Raw genomic sequence first — 20680 nt, 5'->3', positions numbered from 1 at the left:
TGGGGAATACCGGACGGCCCGGTGGGCCGTATGGGGGACGTGTCTGTCCTGATGATCGAGCCGCTGCGCGTGACATGCCGTTACGCGAGCAAGGGAGACGTGTGCGTGGTCAAGGTGCAGGCAGTGGCGGAAACCGGGAGCGAGGCGCAACACGCCTGGGCTCGCGTCCGCTCCAACCTGCGCGAATCGGCCGGCGCCCGTTTGTTCGAACAGTGGCTCAAGCCAATGGAACTGATCGAGGACGCGGATGAGCCGGACACGATCCGCCTCGGCCTGCCCTCGGCCTTCATGGCCAATTGGGTCCGCAATCATTATGCCGATCGACTGCTGCTTGAATTTCGTGCCCTGATCCCTGCGGTCAGCAGCGTTGCGATCGAGACGCGCGCTGCCGGTGCTGCCCCGGTCAAGCTGGTCGCGGACGCGCCTGCGCCGAAGCCGGCGACCGTGCAGCCCGTGGCGGCACCGCAGCCCGCGCCGGCCCGGCCGGCGGTCGCCGCCGCTACACCGGGCAAAGCGACCGAACGGCCACCGCTGGATCCGCGTTTCACCTTCGACCGATTCGTCGTCGATACCGCCAATCGCGTCGCCTTCAATGCCGCAAAGGCGCTGGCCGAGCCGGGCCCGCCGCGGTTCAGCCCGTTGTTCCTCCATTCGGGCACCGGGCAGGGCAAGACGCATCTGATGCATGCGATCGGCCATGCCTTCCTCGCAGCGCATCCCGATGCCACCGTGCTGTGCATGTCGGCCGAGCGCTTCATGTTCGACTTCGTCGCCGCCATGCGCGCCCGCGACACGTTCGCGTTCAAGCAGCGGCTGCGCAGCGCCGACCTGCTGCTGATCGACGATCTGCAGTTCATCGCCGGCAAGGATGCGACGCAGGAAGAATTCTTCCACACGGTCAACGAGATCATGAGCGCGGGCAAGCGCCTGGTCATCTCTGCGGATCGGTGCCCGCAGGCACTCGACGGCGTCGAGGCGCGGATCGTCAGCCGCATGGCCGTGGGGCTGGTCGCCGACATCAAGGCGCCAGACCTGACGTTGCGCCGTGCTATACTGGACAGGAAACTCGCCGACCTGCCGGAAGCAGATGTCCCCGCCGAGGTGCTCGACCTGCTGGCCGCGCGCATCCATGCCAATATCCGCGAGCTGGAAGGGGCGCTCAACCGCGTCGTCGCCTATGCGCAGCTGACCGGCGACCGGATCAACCTCGACTTTGCGCTGGCGACGCTGGGCGATGTGCTGCGCGGGGCGCAGCGTCGCGTGACGATCGACGAGATCCAGAAGCTGGTCAGCCAGCATTTCGAGTTGAAGCCGCTCGATCTCGTGTCCGCCCGGCGTAGTCGTGCGGTCGCGCGCCCGCGCCAGATCGCCATGTATCTCGCCAAGCGGCTGACCACCCGTTCGCTGCCGGAGATCGGCCGCAAGTTCGGCGGGCGCGATCACTCGACCGTGATCCACGCCGTGCGCAAGATCGAGGAATTGCGCGACCAGGATCGCGACATCGACGCTGCGGTGCGTACGCTGATGCGCGAGCTCGAAGCCTAGACCCGATCGCGGCTCGTCGGCGAGGCCGGCGGGAGAAGGAGGCCGGGGCGCGGGTGGCAGGGGACGACCGAAGTCGTCCCCGCCGGCAACCTAGCGCAGCAATCCCATCGCAGCCTGCGCGTCGCGCAGCACCGGCGCCGCGAGCAAGCGAGCCTGTTCGGCGCCGCGCTCCAAGATCGCCTCGATCGCCGCCCGATCGTCGAGCAGCCGCACCATCTCGTCGCGGATCGGCCCGAGCTTGGCGACCGCCAGATCGGCCAGCGCCGGCTTGAACGCGCCGAAGCCCTTGCCCGCGAAGTCGTTCAGCACGTCCTGCGGCGTCCGATCCGCCAGCGCGGCGAAGATCGTCAGCAGATTGCGCGCCTCGGGGCGCTCGGCCAATTCGTCGACGCTGGCCGGCAGCAGATCGGGATCGGTCTTCGCCTTCTTGAACTTGTCGGCGATGACCTCGTCGCTGTCGATCAGCTTGACCAACGATTGTTCGGATGGGTTGGACTTGGACATCTTCGCCCCGGCATCGCGCAGGCTCATGATCCGCGGCGCCGCGGCGCTGACCAGCGGCTCGGGCAGGGTGAAGAGATCGGTCGCATAATCGGTGTTGAACTTGGTCGCGATATCGCGCGCCAGCTCGAGATGCTGCTTCTGGTCCTCGCCGACGGGGACGTGGGTGGTGTTGTAGAGCAGCACGTCGGCGGCCATCAGGACGGGATAGTCGTAGAGGCCGACGCTGGCGCCCTCGCGGTTCTTGCCCGCCTTGTCCTTGAACTGCGTCATCCGGTTCAGCCAGCCGACGCGCGCGACGTTGTTGAGCAGCCAGCCGAGCTCGCTGTGCGCGGTCACCCGCGCCTGGTTGAACAGGATCGAGCGCGACGGATCGATGCCAGCGGCGACCAGCGTCGCGGTCATCTCGATGGTGTTGGCGGTCAGATCCGCCGGCGCAATCCATTCGGTCAAGCCGTGCAGATCGGCGATGAAGTAGAGCGTCTCGCCGCCTTCCGCCTGGATCGCGTCCTGCATGGCGACCCATTGCTTCACCGCGCCGAGATAGTTGCCGAGGTGGAGGTTACCGGTCGGCTTGATGCCGGATACGACGCGCTTGGTGGTCATCGGGACGAGGCTCTGCGACGGAGGAGGGAACGGATGTCTTGTAGGCGGAAGGCGCCGGTCGCCACGCAGGCGAGCGCGTAGATCGCCACGCCTGCGCCCACCAGCACGGTGAGCGCCAGGCCGCGGGCGGCCAGAGAATGGGTGAGATACGGCTCAACCCACGGCGTCACCATCAGCAGGGCGCCACCCATCAGCAGCGCCGCGATCGCAAGCCGCGGTACCTTACGGCGCAGTTGCGGATCGAGCGCGAAATGACCGCGGCGGGCAAGCACGATGTAGAGCGAGGCGACGTTGACCGTTGACGCGAGCGCAGTGGCCAGAGGAGGCCCGATCTGGCCGATGTTCCAGTGCGCAAGGGTCGGGATCAGGATCAGATTGCCGATCAGATTGATCGCCACGGAATAGAGCGCCAGCCGGACCGGCGTCTTGGTGTCGGCGCGGGCGTAGAAGCCGGGCGTGAGCACCTTCACTAGCACATAGCTGGGCAGCCCGAGCGAGAAGGCGGCAAGCGCCTGCGCCGCACGCGTCGTATCGGTCGCGTCGAACGCGCCGTGCTGGAACAGGCCGCGCACGATCGGCTCGGCGGCAAAGACGAAGGCGGCCGTCGCCGGCAGCGTCAGGAACAGCGCCAATTCCAAGCCGCGATTTTGCGTCTCCATCGCCTCCGCCTCGCGACCTTCGGACAACAGGCGACTAACGACCGGCAGCAGGATCGTGCCGAGACCGATGCCGATCAGGCCGAGCGGCAACTGATTGAGCCGATCCGCGTAATAGATTGCGGATATTGAGCCGGCGGCAAGCAGATGCCCGGCTAAAGCCGTCGAGATGGCAAGATTGATCTGAGCCGCGCCAGCGCCTGCGGCGGCCGGCACGATCAGCGTCAGCAGGCGTTTGACGTCATCGTCGATGCGCGGGATGCGCAAGGCCAATCGGACGCCGGCCCGGCGGCACGCCCACCATAGCCAGAGCAGCTGCAACGCCCCGCCCGCGGTGACTGATATCGCCTGGGCGCGTGCGGTCGCATAGGGATCGCCGCCGTGGAAGAACAGCAGGGCGCCGACCATCGCCACGTTGAGCAGGATCGGCGCTGCCGCATTCACCCAGAAGCGGTTGAGCGAGTTAAGGATGCCGCCGAGCAGCGACACCAGCGAGATCAGCATCAGATAGGGAATGGTGAAGCGCGACAGCGTCACCGCAAAGGCGAATTGCTCAGGGGTCGGATGCTGACGGTCGAACCCGCCCGATAGCGCCCAGGTGATTGGCCAGGCAGCCAGGATCATCAAGACGGTAAAGCCGAGCAGTACCGGAAACAGGAGTGCAAGTGCCCGCTCGGCAAAGTCGACACCGGCCGCCGTCCCGCCGCCATCCGCCACCTTGCGGTTGAACATCGGGATAAAGGCGGCGGAAAACGCGCCCTCCGCGAAGAGGGCGCGGAACATGTTGGGCAGACGGAAGGCGACGAAAAAGGCGTCGGAGGCGAAGCCCGCACCGACATAGGTGGCCTGCAACGTGTCGCGAACCAGCGCGAGCACGCGGCTGGCGAGCGTCAGCCCGCCGACCGAACCCAAAGCCTTGGCGAGGTTCACCCCCGTCGTCCCCGCCTGCCGTGCGCTCAGGCGTTGCCGACGTCGCCGACGGTGAATTGGCCCTGCGCCTCGGCCTGCTGCATGTAGAGCGCACCGAAGTCGATCGGCTCGAGCAGCAGCGGCGGGAAGCCGCCGTCACGCACGCAATCGGCGAGCACGCGACGCGCGAAGGGGAACAGCAGGCGCGGCGCCTCGCCGAGCAGGAACGGCTGGATCGCATCCGCGGGCACGTTGCGCAGGCCGAACAGGCCGGCATAGGTCAGGTCGACGATGAAGGCGGTCTGGCCCTCGGCCTCTGCCTTGACGTCGATCTTCAGGATCACCTCGTGCACCTCGTCGGCGACCTGTGCCATGCCGATGTTGAACTGCACGTCGATCTGCGGCGGATTGGGGTTCTGGAAAATCGCCGGCGCGTTCGGATTTTCGAACGAGAGATCCTTCACATATTGCGAGATCAGGCCCGCGGCGGGGCCGGTGTCGGCGCCGTTCGCCAGCGGCTGGGTGTCGAACGAGGTGCCGTTGTCCTGGTCGGCCATGCGATGAGTCCTTGAAAGAGTCTGACGGGCTGGCGTTAGAGAAAGATGGGACCGAAGCTGCCCGTCGAACGTTCGGTCGCGATGGCGCCCGCGCTAGCAGCGCAGGCGGGTGGTTTCAACGCCGCCGGTTTGAATAACGGCCGCGATAGGCTTATGTAGCGGTCAGGATCGGAGGTACGGTGGTTTACGTGGTTCTTCTCGCGATGGTGGCGGCGTTTTTGGCGCTCCGCCTGTACAGCGTGCTCGGCAAGCGTACCGGCCACGAGCAGCAGCCGCTCGCGCGGGCAGCAGAGGAGCGTCCGGCGGCCGTCGCCGTGCCCCGCACGATCGACGTCGCGGCCGACGTTCGCGAGCCGCAGAACCGCAACATCGAGCCGAAGGCCGAGGCCGGTCTGCGCGCGATCATCTCGGGTGAATCCGGTTTCGACGTCGCGCAGTTCCTGCAGGGCGCCCAGGCCGCCTATCGCATGACGCTGGAGGCATTCTGGCAAGGTGACGAGGGGACGATCGCCGAGCTGGCGCAGCCGGATGTCGCCCATGCCTTCGGCGAGGCGATTGCGGCCCGGCGTGAAGCCGGGGAGACGCTGGAAAACCGGCTGATCTCGATCGAGCGCGCGACGATCGCCGATGCGGTGCTCGACGGTCGCGAGGCGCGCATCGTCGTCCGCTTCGATGCCGACATTGCTGCCGTGACGCGTGATGCCGAGGGACAGGTGATCGCCGGTTCGCTGACCGATGCGGTGGAGACGCACGATCTCTGGACTTTCAGCCGCACGCTGAAGAGCCGCGATCCAAATTGGAAGCTGGCGGATACGGACGAAGCGTAGACGTCTCCGCCATGGACGGCCGTCGGACCTACAGCAGGGCCGGCATAGAGATACGAAGCGCCATCATGGACCCTTGTCCGTGGTGGCGTTTCTGCTTCGAACGCAGATCCGTCTATCCTTTCGCTCGGGCATAGGAGGCCGCCGCTGGCGGATGGGGTTTGCTCGGGTGTTCCGAAGCCGTTTCCGATGGTCTTTTTTCCATGCCGGGCTTGTCGCCCCCCGTCACCTTAAGGCAGTGCCCTTGTCGAAACCCGCGTGTCACGGCGGGGGCTATCCGGGGACGGACGATGATCGGTAAACGCGTAACAGGATCGATCGCGCTTGCGCTTGCGCTCAGCGCCTGCGGCGGGCGCGTCGTGCCGCTTACGACCGAACGGCCACCAGTGCGCGGCGAGGAGCGGCCGCGGCCGATGCCGCCCCGTCCGACCAGTGCCGGCCAGGTGATTGCCAGCGGGCGTGGCTTCGACGGCCGCATCGCGCCGGCGACACCGTTGCTGGCGACGCCGGTACAGCCGCTGCCCGGCGCCACCACCGCCGCCGCCGCCGGCGTGGTGCCGGGCCCGGCGATCGATACCTTGCCGATCACCGAGGCGCAGGCGGAGGCCGCGCGGCAGGCGTTTCTGACCAGCTGCCCCGGCTTGATGCGCCGTACCGACACCAGCGGCCTGACCCGCGGCGCCGACTGGCAGACCGCCTGTGCCGCGGCGCGTAGCGTAGCCCGCGGCGGCGCCCGCGATTTCTTCATCACCAATTTCGAGGCGGTTCAGGTCGGCGACGGCCGCGCCTTCGCCACCGGCTATTACGAGCCGGAGATCGCCGCATCGCGTGAGCGCCGCCCCGGCTACGAGGTGCCGATCTATGCCCGGCCCGACGATCTGATCGACGTGGACCTGGGCCAATTCTCGGCCGATCTGAAGGGCAAGAAGATCCGCGGCCGTGTCGACGGCAAGAATCTCATCCCCTATTACGACCGCGCCGCGATCGTCGGCGGGGCGATCGAGCGACGCGCGCCGGTCCTCGCCTGGGGCGCGGACGAGGCGGCGGTATTCTTCCTGCAGGTGCAGGGGTCCGGCCGGCTGCGACTGCCCAATGGCGACGTCATACGGATCGGCTATGACAGTCAGAACGGCCGCGACTATACCGGCATCGGCGCGCTGATGAAGGCGCGCGGGCTGATCGGCCCCGGCCAGACCTCGATGCAGGGGATCGTCGCCTGGCTGCGCGCCAACCCCGAACAGGGGCGGGCGATCATGAACGAGAACAAGAGCTTCGTCTTCTTCCGCGAGATCGATACGCCGCCGCTCGGCGCGATGGGCTATGTCGTCAATGGCGGGATCAGCGCCGCGGTCGACACCAAATTCGTCCCGCTCGGCGCGCCGGTCTTCCTGTCGATGGATCGTCAGGATGCCACGGGCCTGTGGGTGGCGCAGGATACCGGCGGCGCGATCAAGGGTGCCAACCGCTTCGACACTTTCTGGGGCGCCGGCCCGGTGGCCGAGGCGACCGCCGGAGGCATGGCGGCGCGCGGCACCGCCTTCGTGCTGCTGCCGATCGGAACGCTGAGCCGAATGCAGACCGGTGCGCCAGCTCAACCCTGACGAAGCCGCGCTATGGGCGCGGGTGATGGCGACCGTGCGCCCACTGCGGGCCGCGGCCGCGCCGGCGGGTCCGGTCGGCAAGCCGGCGGCGGGGCCGCCCGCCGCCGCGCCCGCACAGGCGGCAAAGCCGCCGAAGCCCGCCGGGCGCGTGCCGCCACCACGCCTGCCCGTGGCTCCGCCGGCCGCTGCCAAGCCGCGTCCCAACACGCTCGACGGCGGCTGGGACAAGAAGCTCGGCCGCGGGATCGTCATCCCCGACAGTTCGATCGACCTGCACGGTCACAGCCTGGCCTCGGCGCATGCCCTGCTCGACCAGGGGCTGGAGCGGGCGATCGCGCGCGGCGACCGGGTGCTGCTGCTCGTCACCGGTAAGCCGCCACGGCCGGAGAGCGAGCGGCCCCACGCGCGCGGTGCGATCCGGGCGGCGATCGCCGATTGGCTCGCCGCGTCGCGTCATGCCGATGCGATCGCGGCGGTGCGAGGTGCGCATCCGCGTCATGGCGGGCAGGGCGCGCTCTACATCGTGCTGCGGCGGCGCTGATCCTCCGACGCTAGGCCGCCCGGCGGATCACGTCGGCGTAGATGGCCGTCAGCGTTTCGAGGTCGGCGACCGCGACCGCCTCGTCGACCTGATGCATGGTCGCATTGATCAGCCCGAATTCAATCGTCGGGCAGAGTTTAGACAGGAAGCGGGCATCGGACGTGCCGCCGGTCGTCGAGAGTTCGGCCTCGATCCCGGTCTTCGCTAAAATGGCGCCGCTGACGAGGGCGGTGAGCCCGCCGGGTTCGGTGAGAAAGGCTTCGCCCGAAATCGTGCCGTGGACCCGCGCCTCCGGCGCCTCGGCATGAACGATGTCGGTAACGCGTTCGATCAGGCCAAGTCCGGTCTGTTCGTCGTTGAAGCGGATATTGAGCCGCGCCGCGGCCGCAGCGGGGATGACGTTATGCGCCGGATTGCCGACGCTGACCTCGGTGATCTCCAGGTTCGACGGCTGGAACCAGGCATTGCCGGCATCGAGCGGCATCGCGTCCAGCGCGGCGAGCGCGCGCACCAGACGCGTCACCGGATTGTCGGCGAGGTGCGGATAGGCGACGTGACCCTGGCGTCCCGGCACGTCGATCCAGATGTTGACCGAGCCCCGCCGCCCGATCTTGACCATGTCGCCGAGCCGGTGGACCGAAGTCGGCTCGCCGACCAGGCACAGGTCGGGCGCGATGTCGCGTTCTGCCATGCGGGCGATCAATGCCGGAGTGCCGTAGGTCGCCGGGCCTTCCTCGTCGCCGGTGATCAGCAGGCTGAGCGGTCCGGCGCCGTCGACCCGTGACGCCGCCGCCGCGAAGGCCGCGACCGCGCCCTTCATGTCGACCGCGCCGCGGCCGTGGAGGAGGTCGCCGCGCACTTCGCCGCTCCACGGCGATCCGGTCCAGCCCTCGCCGGGCGGCACGACGTCGACATGGCCGGCGAAGGCCAGGTGTCGCCCGGTGCCGTGGCGGGTCGCGATCATATTTTCGACCGGGCCGTCCGGCGCCTCTCCGCAGACGAAGCGGTCGACGGCGAAGCCGATACCGGTCAGCGCCGCCTCCAGCACGTCGAACACCGGTCCGCGCGCCGGCGTCACGCTGCCGGCGCGCAACAGCGCCTGCGCGAGCGCGACAACGTCGATCATGTGGCTCACCGTGCCGGCTGCTCGAACTGTTCGATCACCCAATCCTCTTCCTGTGCCGCGGCGATCCAGTCCTGCAGGAAGGGATGCTGCACGACCGCATCGATATAGGCGGCGGCGAAGCGGGCGATCGGCAGCTGATAGGTCAGGATGCGGGTGACGACGGGCGCGAACATGATGTCCGCCGCGCCGAAATCGCCGAACAGATAGGCGCCGTCACCGCCGAAGCGGGCGCGCGCCTGAGCCCACAATTCCATCACGCGGGCAAGGTCGACAATGACGTCGTCGTCCGGCCGCTGCGCGAGAAATTGCTGGCGGATGTTCATCGGATGCTTGCGGCGCAGCGCGGTGAAGCTGGAGTGCATTTCCGCCGCCATCGACCGCGCCATCGCGCGTGCGGCGTCGTCCGCCGGCCAGAAATGCTCGCGTCCGACCTTGTCGGCGAGATAGTCGACGATCGCCAGGCTGTCCCACACCACGGCATCGCCGTCCCACAGGATCGGTACCTTGCCGCTCGACGGCGCGAACTCCGCCCCCTCGCGCCGCCGGTCCCATTCGGCGTCGTAGAGCGGCACGACCACCTCTTCGAACGATATGCCCGACTGCTTGCACGCCAGCCAGCCGCGCAGCGACCAGGAGGAATAGGCCTTGTTGCCGATGATGAGCTTCATGGCCGCAGGCGTAGCGACGCGGGCAGAGCAGGTCCAGCGGGTAGCCCGGACACATCCGGCATTGCCGCGAAGGCAGGCCGGAGGCGCTGGCGCTGATGGTGCCGGTTTCGGCAATTCCGTATCCCCGCCAATGCGGGGACGACGGCCAGCGGAATCAGCCGATCGCTTCGAACACCGCGGCGCGCAGTTCGGGAATACCCATGCCGCCCTCGCTCGACGTCGCCAAGATATCGGGATGCGCCGCGGGCCGCTTGCGCGCGTCCTCGGCCGTCCGCGCCATGACATCGGCCAGGTCGGTCGCTTTAACCTTGTCGGCCTTGGTCAGGATCAGGCGATAGCTGACCGCCGCCTTGTCGAGCATGCCCAGGATCTCGCGGTCGACGTCCTTGATGCCGTGCCGTGAATCGATCAGCACCAGCACGCGCTTCAGCACGTCGCGCCCGCGCAGATAGTCGTTGACCAGATACCGCCACGTCCGGACGACGTCCTTTGGCGCCTTGGCAAAGCCATAGCCCGGCATGTCGACCAGCCGGAATGCGGGCGCCTCGCCATTGCCCGCGACGTCGAAGAAGTTGAGTTCCTGCGTCCGCCCCGGCGTGTTCGAGGTGCGCGCGAGCGCGTTGCGCCCGGTCAGCGCATTGAGCAGCGACGATTTGCCGACGTTCGACCGCCCGGCAAAGGCGACCTCCGGCACGTCGGGATCGGGCAGGAACTTCAGGCTCGGCGCCGACTTCAGGAACGCCACGGGCCCAGCGAAGGTCCGGCGCGCCGCCTCGATCAGTTCGGGCGTGAAGCCCTGGTCCAGCGGCGTACCGTCCTCGCTCACTTGGCGATGACCGTCGTCTTTGCCGCAGCGGTCTTCAGCTCGGGATGGCGGGCATAGAGGACCTGCTGCTGAATGATCGCCAGGAAGTTCGACGCGATCCAGTAGACCTGGAGGCCGACCGGATAGCTGGCCATCACGAACATCAGCACCCAGGGGATGACCGCGAAGACCTGCTTCTGCGTCTCGTCCATAGGTGCCGGATTGAGGCGGAACTGGAAGAACATCGAGATGCCGAGCACGATCGGCACCACGCCGATCGCCAGCATGTGCGGCGGGGTGAAATTGAGAAAGCCGAACAGGTTGACCGGGGTCAGCGGATCGGGCGCGGACAGATCCTTGATCCAGCCGAAGAACGGCTGATGCCGCATCTCGATGGTCAGCATCAGCACCTTGTACAGCGCGAAGAACACCGGGATCTGGATCAGCGTCGGCAGACAGCCGGCGAGCGGGTTCGCCTTTTCCGTCTTGTACAGCTCCATGACCTTCTGCTGCATGACGACCTTGTCGTCCTTGTAGCGGTCCTGGATCGCCTTCATCTTCGGCTGCAGGGCGCGCATCTTCGCCATGCTGGCGAACTGGCGCTGTGCGATCGGGAACATCAGGCCGCGGATGGTGATCGTCAGCAGGATGATCGCGACGCCGAAATTGCTGACCATGCGGAACAGCCAGTCGAGATAGGTGAAGATCGGCTTTTCCAGGATCTCGAACCAGCCCCAGTCGATCGCCTTGTCGAACTTGGCGACGCCCTGCTGGTTCTCATACTGCTGGAGCAGCTTCACTTCCTTCGCACCGGCGAAGAAACGGCTGGTCTGGGTCAATGCCTTGCCGGGCGCGAGCAGCTTCGGCGCGAAGGCGTAATCGGCCTGATACTGCTTGTCGCCGCCGGAGCGGAACTGGCCGTCGAACTGCGCCGCCTGATCAGGGACCAGGGCGGTCAGCCAATATTTGTCGGTGAAGCCGAGCCAGCCGCCGGTGGTGGTGAACCGGTCGGGCGTCTGGTCGATATCCTTGAAGTTGACGCCGTAATGCGCGCCGCCATTGTGGACGGACATCGGCCCGGTGTGGATCTGCCAGGTGCCGGGGTCCTTGGACACGCCGACACGGCTGACATAGCCATAGGGGGCGACCGGCACCGGCGCGCCGCCGGCGTTCGCCACCGTCTGCGTCACGGTGAACATATAGCCGTCGTCGACCGACAGGCGGATCTGGAAGCGCTGGCCGCGCGCATTCTGCGCCTGCAGCGTCACCGGCTGGCCGGGCTTCAGCACCGGCGCGCTCGCCTGCCACACCGTGTCGGGGGCGGGTGGGCTCAGCCCCTCGTCACGCCAGCCGAAGCCGGCGAAATAGGCGTCCTGCGACCCCGCCGGCGACAGCAGGCGGATCGGCGGCGAATCCTTGCGGATGTCCTGCTTGTACTTGACGAGGACCAGGTCGTCGATCCGCGCGCCCTTGAGGTTGATCGAACCCTTCAGCGTTGGCGTGTCGATGGCGACCCGCGGCGTTTCCCGCAGCACGAGGTCGCGGTTGCGGATCGCGGTCGGATTGTCGGCGGCGGGATCGGCCGACGGTTGTGGCAAGGCCTTGGACTTGCCATTCTCGATCTTGGTTACCGGCGGATTGGCCACCGGGAAGAACTTCCCCTGGATCAGTGGCCAGGCGAACAGGATCAGGGCCGCGAGGACCGCGAACAGGACAAAATTCTGACGTTCGTTGTTCAAGGTCCGACCCCAATTCTACGGGACGGGATCGGGTCCGTACCCGCCCCAGGGATGACAGCGCGCGATCCGTTTCGCCGCCAGCCAGCCCCCCTTCAGCGCGCCATAGCGGCGAAGCGCCGTAATTGCATAGGCCGAACAGGAGGGTTGGTAGCGGCAGGACGACGGCAGGACGACCGAGGGGCCGACCTGCCAGAGTCGCACGAACACGATGAGCAGCCGCGCGATCATTTGCGCCGCTTCGGCGGGCGAGGACCGCGGGCAGGCGCCGATTCGCCGCGCGCGATCTTGCCCAGCGCCTTGCCGAACTCGCTGCGCAGCGCGGCAAAGTCGCGCTCGACGCCCCCGTCGCGGCCGATCAGTACATGGTCCGCACCGCGGATGCCGCCGGTCGGCAACAGCTCGCGCGCCAGCGCCCGCAACCGCCGCTTCATGCGGTTACGGACGACGGCGTTGCCGATCTTCTTGGTGACGGTGAAGCCGACGCGGATCGTCGCGTCACCGTCGTCGCGGGGGCGCACCAGCAGGACGAAGCCTGGCATCGGTGCGCGGAGGCCCGCATTCGCCGCCACAAAATCGCGGCGGCGGGTCAGCGTCAATATGTCGGCGTGGCCGACAGGGGGAATTACGCCGACAGCTTCTTGCGGCCGCGCGCCCGGCGCGCGCGGATCACCGAGCGGCCGCCGACCGTCGCCATCCGCGCCCGGAAGCCGTGGCGACGCGCCCGCACCAGGTTGCTCGGCTGAAAGGTCCGCTTCATGGTTCATTCCTCGAATACGTCGAAATAGAAAAGGGCCACCACGAAGGGCGGCCGGATGGTCGGGGCGCTTACCCGCAAGACGGCGGCAAGTCAACGCGAGCGCAGCTGCTTGTCGCGGGCGTGGCGGCGCAGCGCCGAGCGTCGGCGCATCGCCCGGTCAACCAAGCCACCGATCCGCGGCCAACGCCGCTTCAGCCGCACGAAGCGCACCTGCGCCCAGCGCGAATTGCGCAGGATCAGCACCAATCCGCCAGCAAACAGGAAGATACCGCCCGGCCCAGGTAGCGGAGCCACGATGCCCGCCCCGACGATCAGCAGCACGCCCACCGTCAATTGCAGGATGCGCAGGGCGGGGTGGCGATCGCTCATCGAGGGTCCATCTGGTGGTGGTGACATAGGAGCGCAAGACACCGAGGAGGCGGATTCGCGCCTATGTATAGCTATGACCGGCTGCGTGACATCGCAGCAGTCCGGGGGCAAGGCATGGCGGCGATCGTACGGACGGTGGCGTATCTGGGGCTGGAGGCGCGGGCGGTCGAGGTACAGGTGCAGCTGATCCCCGGCGTGCCCGGCTTCTACGTCGTCGGTCTCGCCGACAAGGCAGTGGGGGAGAGTCGGGAGCGGGTGCGCGGTGCCGTCGCCGCTCTCGGTCTGGCGCTGCCGCCGAAACGGATCGTCGTTAATCTGTCACCCGCGGACCTGCCCAAGGAGGGGTCGCATTTCGACCTGCCGATCGCGCTCGGCCTGCTCGCGGCGATGGGCGTGATCGATAGCGAGGCGCTGACGGACTATATCGTGGTCGGCGAGCTCGGCCTCGACGGGCGGATCGCATCCTCGCCCGGCGTGCTGCTTGCCGCCCTCCATGCCGGGGCGGAGGGAGCGGGGCTGATCTGTCCGGCGGCGCAGGGGGCGGAGGCGGCCTGGGCGGGATCGGTGGAGGTGCTCGCCGCGCCGGACCTGCTGGCGCTGATCAACCATTTCAAGGGGCACGGCCTGCTCGCCCCGCCGCCGGCGGGCGAGGTGGACGCGCCGCCGCCCGGACCGGACCTCGCCCAGGTCCGGGGGCAGGAGGTGGCCAAGCGCGCGTTGGAGATCGCTGCCGCCGGCGGTCACAATCTGTTGATGATCGGGCCGCCGGGCGCCGGCAAGTCGCTGATGGCCGCGTGCCTGCCCGGCATCCTGCCCCCGCTCGACGCGGCCGAGGCGCTGGAAGTGTCGATGGTCCAGTCGGTGGCGGGAACGCTCGCCGGTGGCCGGCTGACGCGGGCGCGCCCTTTCCGGGCGCCGCATCACAGCGCATCGATGGCGGCACTGACCGGCGGCGGGCTGAGGGTCAAGCCGGGTGAGGTCAGCCTCGCGCATCTCGGCGTCCTGTTCCTCGACGAACTGCCCGAATTCCAGCGTGCCGTGCTCGATTCGCTGCGCCAGCCGCTGGAGACGGGCACGGTGACTGTCGCCCGTGCCAATGCCCATGTCACCTTTCCCGCCCGCGTCCAGCTCGTCGCGGCGATGAACCCGTGCCGCTGCGGTCATCTCGGCGATGCCAGCCTCGCCTGCGCCCGTGCGCCGCGCTGCGCCGCCGATTATCAGGCCAGGGTGTCGGGGCCGCTGCTCGACCGTATCGACCTGCACGTGGAGGTCGCCGCCGTCACCGCTGCCGATCTCGTGCTGCCGCCCGCGCGCGAGGGATCGGTGGCGATCGCCGCGCGGGTGGCAGCGGCGCGGGCGGTGCAGGCGGCACGCTATGCCGGGGAGGGCCCGCGCACCAATGCGGAAGCGGATGGCAAATTGCTGGAGGCGGTCGCCACGCCCGATCAGGCCGGCCGCACCCTACTTGCCCAGGCGGCGAAGGCGATGCGCCTCTCCGCGCGCGGCTATACGCGGGTGCTGCGTGTCGCCCGCACGATCGCCGATCTCGCCGGCAGCGAAGGCGTAGGCCGGCCCCACGTCGCGGAAGCGCTGAGCTATCGCCGCCGCGCGCCCGCCAACTGATTCGCGACGTGCCGGTTGATCCCGCCGCCGCCATCGGCTACCGCGCCGATCTTCGCTGCCCCTGTGGCGAAATTGGTAGACGCATTCGACTCAAAATCGAACGCCGCAAGGCATGCTGGTTCGAGTCCGGCCAGGGGCACCATCTTCTTTCCTATCATTCTCGGTAGTTAAGGCGCTGGCACGCGCACGTCGAAGTGTTATGTCCGGTTTGGATTGACTTTTGCGCCGTCGTTCCCTAATTGTGCCTTATCGGGGGGCGGGAATGATGACGGAATCGTCGGCACTCGAGCGACGGCGGCTGTTCGCACAATGGTTGCGGACCGGACGGCTGCCGCGTTGCACAAGCGAAGACGGGCGCGAACTCAAGTTCAATCCGTGGCATGATCCGGCCAATGGTCGGTTCACCTTCTCCGGCGCGGGCGGTGCCAGCGAAGGGAGGCGCGCGGGGGATGCTGTTCGCGGCGCGCGACGCCGGCTTGTCCGAGAAGGGGCGGTCGCGGGAGCACCGGCCGTATCGTTGGATGCGGCCAAAGATATGGCGCGACGCCAGGCATCGCGCGCGCTCTCCAGCACCCCCCGCCGACCAGGGGCGGGAGGAGAGGCCGGCGGCCCGGTTTTCAACTTTGTCGCAGGCGTGGGCGAAGGCCTGTATGACACGGCCAAGGGCGCGGTCTCAAACACCTATGCGCTGGTCACAACGAACCCAGTGACCACGATCCGCGAGACCAATGCCGGAGTCGCGGCCATGCTGGATGCTGCGATCGCTGCCGAGGATACGCCGGCCTATCGGCAGATCGCGCGGGCGGGGCAGGCGGTCGCGAGCGCCTCGGCCCGGGATATTGGTCGGGTAACCGGGCACGCCGCCGGAACCGTTGCGATCGGCGGGGTGACAAACACTGCACTGTCCAGAGTCGCCACGCTTCGCTGGATGAAGATGGCCAAGGTGTATCCAGCCCGTGAGCCGCCTTCGATAACTTGGTCCAAGGAAACCCTCAAAAAAGGTTTGCCATCAACCCTGTACAATGACGCAGCTCCTGGAGCGCGACCCGGCCTCGCACCTGCGCTGATGCGGCGGATGCCGGACGGAACGACGCGGCGGGTCAAGTTCGACGGGATTGACGGCGAATATATGATCGATCGCAAGTGGAAGGTCGTCAACCTGCCGAATGCGCGCGCACAGATCCTGCGGCAATCGAAAGTCCTGGCGCAGAACGGTGTTCACGGCATGTGGGAAGTCCCGACCGCCGCGCAGAGGATCAAAGCTTTTAACGCCATCAAGAAAGAAAAAGTCGCCAACATCAAAGTCAGGGTGGTAGAACCATGATCGCTTTGCAGGTTGCCCGCATCATCGCCAATATGGTGATACATTTGAATATGACCGACGAAGAGGATTTGCATCCCGACACGGCCGTCAGCATGCTGGAAAGTCTCGCGGCGGATGTGGATGAACTCGACAAGCCCTTCCTGCGCCAGGTCGTGGATGCGTTTCCGATCATCGCCCAGGATTATGAGGGGGAAGCACGGCAGTTGGTGCTCGACATCCCAGCGGGTTTCTTTCTCGAAGACACACTGGCTGAGGATGACCCCGTGGGGTCGACTGAGCTAACAGGGCTGCGCGATGAGCAGGAGTGAGCGGGTGAGGGCCCTGGCAAGCCGGAGTGGAATGGGGGCGGTCGAAGCTAGCTTGGTGACGTCGCGATGAATTTGCTCCGTGCAGGCACTGCGCATGATCTCCGGATCGGGCGTGATGCGACCTAGTCGTCGTTCGCCTGTGCAATTCAGCGGTTTCTACCGTCGACGGCATCGGATCTGCGATGGGCAACACGGGGAGCAAACGGCGTCGACTGCTTCGGTGCCATGACCAGGTCGGATGGACGAGCCAGCCCGGTTCGGATTACGGGGTCGGAGCGTCATGCCATGGCCGAGGGTCATGCGGTCGTACCCTTGCTTTCCGTAATCGTCAGGCCCATCTCATAATAAGGTACGGCGGTTGCGGGCCTCCCCCCGGTGCTCCCGCCGTGCCACCACGGAGTGCCGCTTGGTCGCGTGCGACACTCTGCGACACTTCGTCCGTCGATCGTGACAAGCCAGTGCAACAAATCGCGTCTAGCAATTTTGCGCACGGCGGCTGGAACAGCTAAGGGACGGGACGATGGGGTCGCCGCTACGCGGCTTTTGTGCGGGGTTAGTGGTCGGTTCGGCGATAACGCTGTCCGACGCCAGATTCGGGGCGGGTATGATGTCGGCGAAGCCGGGTTCTTTCTGGATGTACGTGCTGGCGGGCGCGTTGATGATCATCGCGTCGACGATCGCGATGCCGTTCATCAGTTTGCGCAAGGCGCGCTGATCGACCGTTCGCGCTCCTGGCGCGGCAGCCTATCGATGTCCACGTCCCGCATTGGGACACACCGTTATCGTATAAGGGGGCGCGCCGCGTCTCGTCGCGCCCCCCGTCTCGTCCAAAACCGGTGTCGGTGATCAGGCCTTCACATGCTGCGAGATGTACTTGTTCATCTCGAACATCGTGACCTTGTCCTTGCCGAACACCTTCTTCAGCTTGTCGTCGGCGAGGATCTCGCGCTTGTTCTCCGGGTTCTGCAGGTTGTTGGACTTGATATAGTCCCACACCTTGCTGATCACCTGGCTGCGCGGCAGCTTCTCGTTGCCGACCACGGCGCCGAGCTCTTCCGAGGGCTGAACGGGGGCGTGGATGCCGCCGGTCTTGGTAGTGGTAGCCATCGCATTCCTTCCTGTTACGCCCGGTCCGTGTCGCCGGGCGGAGCGATTCACGCCTTCTTGAGCGCGCCTGCCTTGTGCGCCGCCTTTCCGCCGTTGTCACTCTCTACGATGTACTGCGGCTCCTCCTTCGAAGCGCGGACCGTGTGACCCTTGATCTTGGTGTCGCTGGTCACCTTCTTCTCGACCTCGCCATGGGCGGTGCCGCCGTGGCTCTTCCAGGTGACGTCGTCGCCTTTCTTCAGGTCCTGTGCCATGTCTCTCTCCTCATCTTGATCCACCGCAAAGCGCGTCAATGCGGCAAAGAGTTGCATTGTGCGGCGGGGCTGGGCGGGCGGCGCGGGGTGGGGAGCCCACTGGCCGATCCCGGCGTTCGCACCTATGGTCGCCCGCCGCCGCGCAGGCCGGCGGCGACAGGAGGATAGAGCAACGATGACCGATAGCCGCGCGACACCCGACGACGGCGACCTCGTGGCAGCGGCGCCCGCAGGCGAGATTCCGGCGGACGTGGCGGAGGCGGTGCGCACGCTGATCCGCTGGGCCGGCGACGATCCGACGCGCGAGGGGCTGATCGACACGCCGCGCCGCGTCGCCAAGGCGTGGCGTGAATATTGCGCCGGCTATGGCGAGGACCCCGCCCATCATCTGTCGCGGGTGTTCGAGGAAGTCGGCGGCTATGACGAGATCGTGCTGCTCAAGGACATTCCGTTCCAGTCGCATTGCGAACACCATATGGCGCCGATCATCGGCAAGGCGCACATCGCCTATCTGCCCAAGGACCATGTCGTCGGCATCTCCAAGCTCGCCCGCGTCCTGCACGGCTTCGCCCGACGCTTGCAGGTGCAGGAGCGGCTGACGGCGGAAGTCGCCGATTGCATCTGGGACAATCTCAAACCCGTCGGGGTCGCGGTGGTGATCGAGGCGAGCCATGCCTGCATGACGGCGCGCGGTGTCCGCACGCCGGGCGTGTCGATGGTGACCAGCCGCATGATGGGCGTGTTCCGCGATGACGAACGCAGCCGCAAGGAGGTGCTGTCGCTGATCGGTCTCGCCCACGCGTGACGGCGGCGTCGGCAGGGGAGACGGCGGCTGGAGCAGCCGAGCGCTGGGTGCTCGTCACCGGCGGCGGCAAGCGGCTGGGCGCGGCGATCGCAGGGGCCTGCGCGACCGCTGGCTGGCGCCCGGTCATCCATTACGGTGCCTCGCAGGAGGAGGCGGAGGCGCTGGCCGGGGAATTGCGCGGCGTCGCGGTGCAGGGTGATCTCGCCGACAGCGCCGCGGTGGTGACGCTGTTCGCTCGCGCCCGCGCCGCCGCCGGCGCGCCGATTGCCGCCCTGGTCAACAGTGCCTCCCGCTTCGAGTTCGACCGGCCGGAGGCGATCGACGCTGCGCTGGCTCAGCGCTTGCACCAGATCAACGCGGTGGCACCGGCGCAGCTTGCCGCCGCGCTCGCTGCCCAGCCGGACGTCGCCGACGCTGCCGTGGTCAATCTGCTCGACCAGAAGCTCGCCAATCCCAATCCCGACTTCTTTTCCTATTCGATGGCCAAATTCGCGCTCGCCGGCGCGACAACAATGCTGGCGCAGGCGCTGGCACCGCAGGTTAGGGTCAATGCGGTCGCGCCGGGGCTGACGCTAAAAAGCGGCGATCAAAGCGACGCCGAGTTCGACCGCGCCGCGCGCAAGAACCTGCTGCGGCGCCCGGTCGGCGCCGAGGCCGTGGCGGAAGCGGTCGTTTATCTGCTCAGCGCGCGCAGCGTCACCGGCCAGACCCTATACGTCGATTGCGGCCAGCGCTTCCTGCCAAGCGGCGGCGACATCATGTTCGAGGATCGCGATGGCTGACTATACGACGATTCTCGACGGGCTGGAGGTTGCGATGCGCCTCGGCATCCATCCGCACGAGGCGCTGCCACAGCGGGTGCGTATCTCGGTCTGGCTGACCGTCGACTATCCCGCCCCGCCCAGCGCCGACCGGATCGAGGAGGTGCTCGATTACGATTTCGTTCGCGAGGGCATCCACGCGCTCGCAACCGGTCCCGGCTTCGCACTGCAGGAGACGCTGGTCGAGGCAATCGCTTCGCTTTGCCTCGAGGATTCGCGCGTGCGGCAGGTCCGGGTCCGGTCGCTGAAGATGGACGTCTATCCAGACGCGGCGGTGGGGTGCGAGATCGTGCGCGGTCGGTGACGTCGCCGATCCTGTCTCCTCTCTAAACGTCAGGTCCAGTCCCCGTTCAGCCGACGACCGCTTCCTCGATCATCGGGATCACACCCGTGTTGGAGTCGAGGTTATGCAAGGATTTCGAATCACGCTTCTGTCCATCCTGGCCGGCGGTGCCGCGCTGACCGCGACGAGCGCCAGCGCTCAATCGGCAGGCTACGACCGTTGGCAGGCGGATCGCGCCTATCATGGCGCCGACGTCCGCGCGCAGCAGGCCTGGAACGACGAGCGCAACGCCCGGACCGCCGCGTATTACGGCGATTACCGCGCGACCGATGCCTATGCCCGCGCCGCCTCCTTTCACCGCGAACAGGCTCGGCGTGACGCGCGTTTTGCGCGGCACGAGGACCGCAGGGCGCGTCACGATTACTGGCGCGGTTGGGAAGGAGAGACGTCCACCCGTCGCTCGGCCTGACGCCGGGCGGCGGGAGGCGCCTAGTAGGACGATGGTCGATCGAGCCGGCCCAGCCGCCCCGTCCGTCTGATCGACGCGGCGGCGACTAGCGGTGCAGGGCCATGGCGGGCGAATTGATCGCCGTGAACATCAGGCAGAACAAAGTCAGCTGATTGTCGTCGGTGACGTTCATTTGCCAATGACCATCGAGCCAAAGATCGGTGCCGAGCTCTCGGATCAGATCGCCTGCCAGTCGCACCGCCATTCGTTGTGCTGCCGCAAGGTCGCGGCATTCATGGCCCGTTAGATCCGGAAGATTGATCCCGTCCTGCACATGAAAATAGTATCGCGGCACACCGCCTCCTCCGCCAGGCGAAAGCGGTAGACCCGAGTTTGAGCACCGTTAGCAACTTAGGTCAGTCTATCTCCGGTTTTTTTGCATGAGTGTTGCCGGCATCGCGCGTGATGTCTTGAGACCGGCCAAGACGCTTCTCTCAGCAACG

General features: G+C 67.1%; 26 protein-coding genes and 1 tRNA gene. 12 read left to right on the top strand and 15 right to left on the bottom strand.

The genetic code is table 11. The features are described 5' to 3' along the window. Window positions 1–105: 105 nt before the first annotated feature. On the top strand, window positions 106–1545 hold the full coding sequence (gene dnaA / locus ACU5AX_RS04750; protein ID WP_446689867.1) for a chromosomal replication initiator protein DnaA: 1440 nt from the start codon (window positions 106–108) through the stop codon (window positions 1543–1545). A 90-nt stretch (window positions 1546–1635) separates the two neighbouring features. Here the strand turns inward: dnaA and trpS are convergent, their stop codons facing one another. The 3 genes from trpS to secB are packed head-to-tail and all read right to left on the bottom strand — an operon-like array spanning window position 1636 to window position 4774. Then, window positions 1636–2652 (bottom strand): tryptophan--tRNA ligase, encoded by a 1017-nt coding sequence (gene trpS, locus ACU5AX_RS04745; protein ID WP_446689866.1) that lies wholly within the window; start codon window positions 2650–2652, stop codon window positions 1636–1638. After that, a complete protein-coding gene (gene murJ, locus ACU5AX_RS04740; RefSeq protein ID WP_446689865.1) occupies window positions 2649–4238 on the bottom strand; it encodes a murein biosynthesis integral membrane protein MurJ in 1590 nt (529 codons plus the stop codon). Before murJ ends, trpS begins: the two co-directional genes overlap by 4 nt. A gap of 26 nt (window positions 4239–4264) precedes the next feature. Beyond that, complete coding sequence (gene secB / locus ACU5AX_RS04735) at window positions 4265–4774, bottom strand: protein-export chaperone SecB (RefSeq protein ID WP_198352504.1); 510 nt, start codon at window positions 4772–4774, stop codon at window positions 4265–4267. 179 nt (window positions 4775–4953) lie between these two features. Between secB and ACU5AX_RS04730 the strand changes: the two genes are divergently transcribed. From ACU5AX_RS04730 to ACU5AX_RS04720, 3 genes are all read left to right on the top strand, one after another. Further along, a complete protein-coding gene (locus ACU5AX_RS04730) occupies window positions 4954–5601 on the top strand; it encodes a Tim44/TimA family putative adaptor protein (protein ID WP_446689864.1) in 648 nt (215 codons plus the stop codon). A 287-nt stretch (window positions 5602–5888) separates the two neighbouring features. Beyond that, window positions 5889–7199 carry a murein transglycosylase A gene (gene mltA, locus ACU5AX_RS04725; protein WP_446689863.1) on the top strand — a complete coding sequence of 437 codons (1311 nt, stop codon included), beginning with the start codon at window positions 5889–5891 and terminating at the stop codon, window positions 7197–7199. 25 nt (window positions 7200–7224) lie between these two features. Beyond that, a complete protein-coding gene (locus ACU5AX_RS04720) occupies window positions 7225–7740 on the top strand; it encodes a Smr/MutS family protein (protein WP_446689862.1) in 516 nt (171 codons plus the stop codon). 10 nt (window positions 7741–7750) lie between these two features. Here the strand turns inward: ACU5AX_RS04720 and dapE are convergent, their stop codons facing one another. The 8 genes from dapE to ACU5AX_RS04680 form a co-directional block, all read right to left on the bottom strand. After that, on the bottom strand, window positions 7751–8866 hold the full coding sequence (gene dapE, locus ACU5AX_RS04715) for a succinyl-diaminopimelate desuccinylase (RefSeq protein ID WP_446689861.1): 1116 nt from the start codon (window positions 8864–8866) through the stop codon (window positions 7751–7753). Between the two features lie 5 nt (window positions 8867–8871). Next, entirely contained in the window at window positions 8872–9534 is a 663-nt protein-coding gene (locus ACU5AX_RS04710) for a glutathione S-transferase family protein (protein ID WP_446689860.1), read from the bottom strand. A gap of 154 nt (window positions 9535–9688) precedes the next feature. Beyond that, on the bottom strand, window positions 9689–10360 hold the full coding sequence (gene yihA, locus ACU5AX_RS04705) for a ribosome biogenesis GTP-binding protein YihA/YsxC (protein ID WP_446689859.1): 672 nt from the start codon (window positions 10358–10360) through the stop codon (window positions 9689–9691). After that, window positions 10357–12078, bottom strand: coding sequence for a membrane protein insertase YidC (gene yidC / locus ACU5AX_RS04700; protein ID WP_446689858.1), 1722 nt, complete (start codon window positions 12076–12078; stop codon window positions 10357–10359). Before yidC ends, yihA begins: the two co-directional genes overlap by 4 nt. A gap of 15 nt (window positions 12079–12093) precedes the next feature. After that, window positions 12094–12306 (bottom strand): membrane protein insertion efficiency factor YidD, encoded by a 213-nt coding sequence (yidD, locus tag ACU5AX_RS04695; protein ID WP_198352510.1) that lies wholly within the window; start codon window positions 12304–12306, stop codon window positions 12094–12096. Further along, window positions 12303–12674 (bottom strand): ribonuclease P protein component, encoded by a 372-nt coding sequence (rnpA, locus tag ACU5AX_RS04690; protein ID WP_232473794.1) that lies wholly within the window; start codon window positions 12672–12674, stop codon window positions 12303–12305. Before rnpA ends, yidD begins: the two co-directional genes overlap by 4 nt. A 26-nt stretch (window positions 12675–12700) precedes the next feature. Further along, window positions 12701–12835 (bottom strand): 50S ribosomal protein L34, encoded by a 135-nt coding sequence (gene rpmH, locus ACU5AX_RS04685; protein ID WP_076743215.1) that lies wholly within the window; start codon window positions 12833–12835, stop codon window positions 12701–12703. A 90-nt stretch (window positions 12836–12925) separates the two neighbouring features. Then, complete coding sequence (locus tag ACU5AX_RS04680) at window positions 12926–13204, bottom strand: hypothetical protein (protein ID WP_446689857.1); 279 nt, start codon at window positions 13202–13204, stop codon at window positions 12926–12928. Window positions 13205–13318: 114 nt separating this feature from the next. On the opposite strand from ACU5AX_RS04680, the gene ACU5AX_RS04675 reads away from it, so the two are divergent. The 4 genes from ACU5AX_RS04675 to ACU5AX_RS04660 all read left to right on the top strand — a co-directional run bounded on the left by ACU5AX_RS04675 (window position 13319) and on the right by ACU5AX_RS04660 (window position 16459). Next, window positions 13319–14827 carry a YifB family Mg chelatase-like AAA ATPase gene (locus tag ACU5AX_RS04675; protein WP_446689856.1) on the top strand — a complete coding sequence of 503 codons (1509 nt, stop codon included), beginning with the start codon at window positions 13319–13321 and terminating at the stop codon, window positions 14825–14827. A 57-nt stretch (window positions 14828–14884) separates the two neighbouring features. After that, a tRNA-Leu gene (locus ACU5AX_RS04670) sits at window positions 14885–14969 on the top strand. Window positions 14970–15089: 120 nt separating this feature from the next. Next, complete coding sequence (locus ACU5AX_RS04665) at window positions 15090–16151, top strand: hypothetical protein (RefSeq protein WP_446689855.1); 1062 nt, start codon at window positions 15090–15092, stop codon at window positions 16149–16151. Next, window positions 16148–16459: a hypothetical protein gene (locus ACU5AX_RS04660; protein ID WP_446689854.1), complete on the top strand. Its 312-nt coding sequence runs from the start codon at window positions 16148–16150 to the stop codon at window positions 16457–16459. The genes ACU5AX_RS04665 and ACU5AX_RS04660 overlap by 4 nt, the downstream gene beginning before the upstream one ends. A gap of 474 nt (window positions 16460–16933) precedes the next feature. Here the strand turns inward: ACU5AX_RS04660 and ACU5AX_RS04655 are convergent, their stop codons facing one another. The 3 genes from ACU5AX_RS04655 to ACU5AX_RS04645 form a co-directional block, all read right to left on the bottom strand. Beyond that, a complete protein-coding gene (locus tag ACU5AX_RS04655) occupies window positions 16934–17164 on the bottom strand; it encodes a hypothetical protein (RefSeq protein ID WP_446689853.1) in 231 nt (76 codons plus the stop codon). A gap of 141 nt (window positions 17165–17305) precedes the next feature. Then, window positions 17306–17566: an SWIB/MDM2 domain-containing protein gene (locus ACU5AX_RS04650; RefSeq protein ID WP_198352516.1), complete on the bottom strand. Its 261-nt coding sequence runs from the start codon at window positions 17564–17566 to the stop codon at window positions 17306–17308. A gap of 47 nt (window positions 17567–17613) precedes the next feature. After that, a complete protein-coding gene (locus ACU5AX_RS04645; RefSeq protein ID WP_198352517.1) occupies window positions 17614–17820 on the bottom strand; it encodes a hypervirulence associated TUDOR domain-containing protein in 207 nt (68 codons plus the stop codon). A 175-nt stretch (window positions 17821–17995) separates the two neighbouring features. Here ACU5AX_RS04645 and folE point away from each other — a divergent pair, with 175 nt between their 5' ends. The 4 genes from folE (at window position 17996) to ACU5AX_RS04625 (ending at window position 20198) form a co-directional block, all read left to right on the top strand. After that, entirely contained in the window at window positions 17996–18625 is a 630-nt protein-coding gene (gene folE / locus ACU5AX_RS04640; RefSeq protein ID WP_446689852.1) for a GTP cyclohydrolase I FolE, read from the top strand. Further along, entirely contained in the window at window positions 18622–19407 is a 786-nt protein-coding gene (locus ACU5AX_RS04635) for an SDR family oxidoreductase (protein WP_446689851.1), read from the top strand. The genes folE and ACU5AX_RS04635 overlap by 4 nt, the downstream gene beginning before the upstream one ends. Beyond that, complete coding sequence (locus ACU5AX_RS04630; protein WP_446689850.1) at window positions 19400–19750, top strand: dihydroneopterin aldolase; 351 nt, start codon at window positions 19400–19402, stop codon at window positions 19748–19750. Before ACU5AX_RS04635 ends, ACU5AX_RS04630 begins: the two co-directional genes overlap by 8 nt. A gap of 103 nt (window positions 19751–19853) precedes the next feature. Further along, entirely contained in the window at window positions 19854–20198 is a 345-nt protein-coding gene (locus ACU5AX_RS04625) for a hypothetical protein (protein WP_446689849.1), read from the top strand. Window positions 20199–20283: 85 nt separating this feature from the next. Here the strand turns inward: ACU5AX_RS04625 and ACU5AX_RS04620 are convergent, their stop codons facing one another. Continuing rightward, window positions 20284–20532 carry a DUF6894 family protein gene (locus ACU5AX_RS04620; RefSeq protein ID WP_443024690.1) on the bottom strand — a complete coding sequence of 83 codons (249 nt, stop codon included), beginning with the start codon at window positions 20530–20532 and terminating at the stop codon, window positions 20284–20286. Between the last annotated feature and the right edge of the window lie 148 nt (window positions 20533–20680).

It is taken from the genome of Sphingomonas benefaciens (assembly GCF_052907485.1).
Note: the sequence above shows the minus strand (reverse complement) of the source record. Positions and strands in the feature narration are given on the sequence as shown.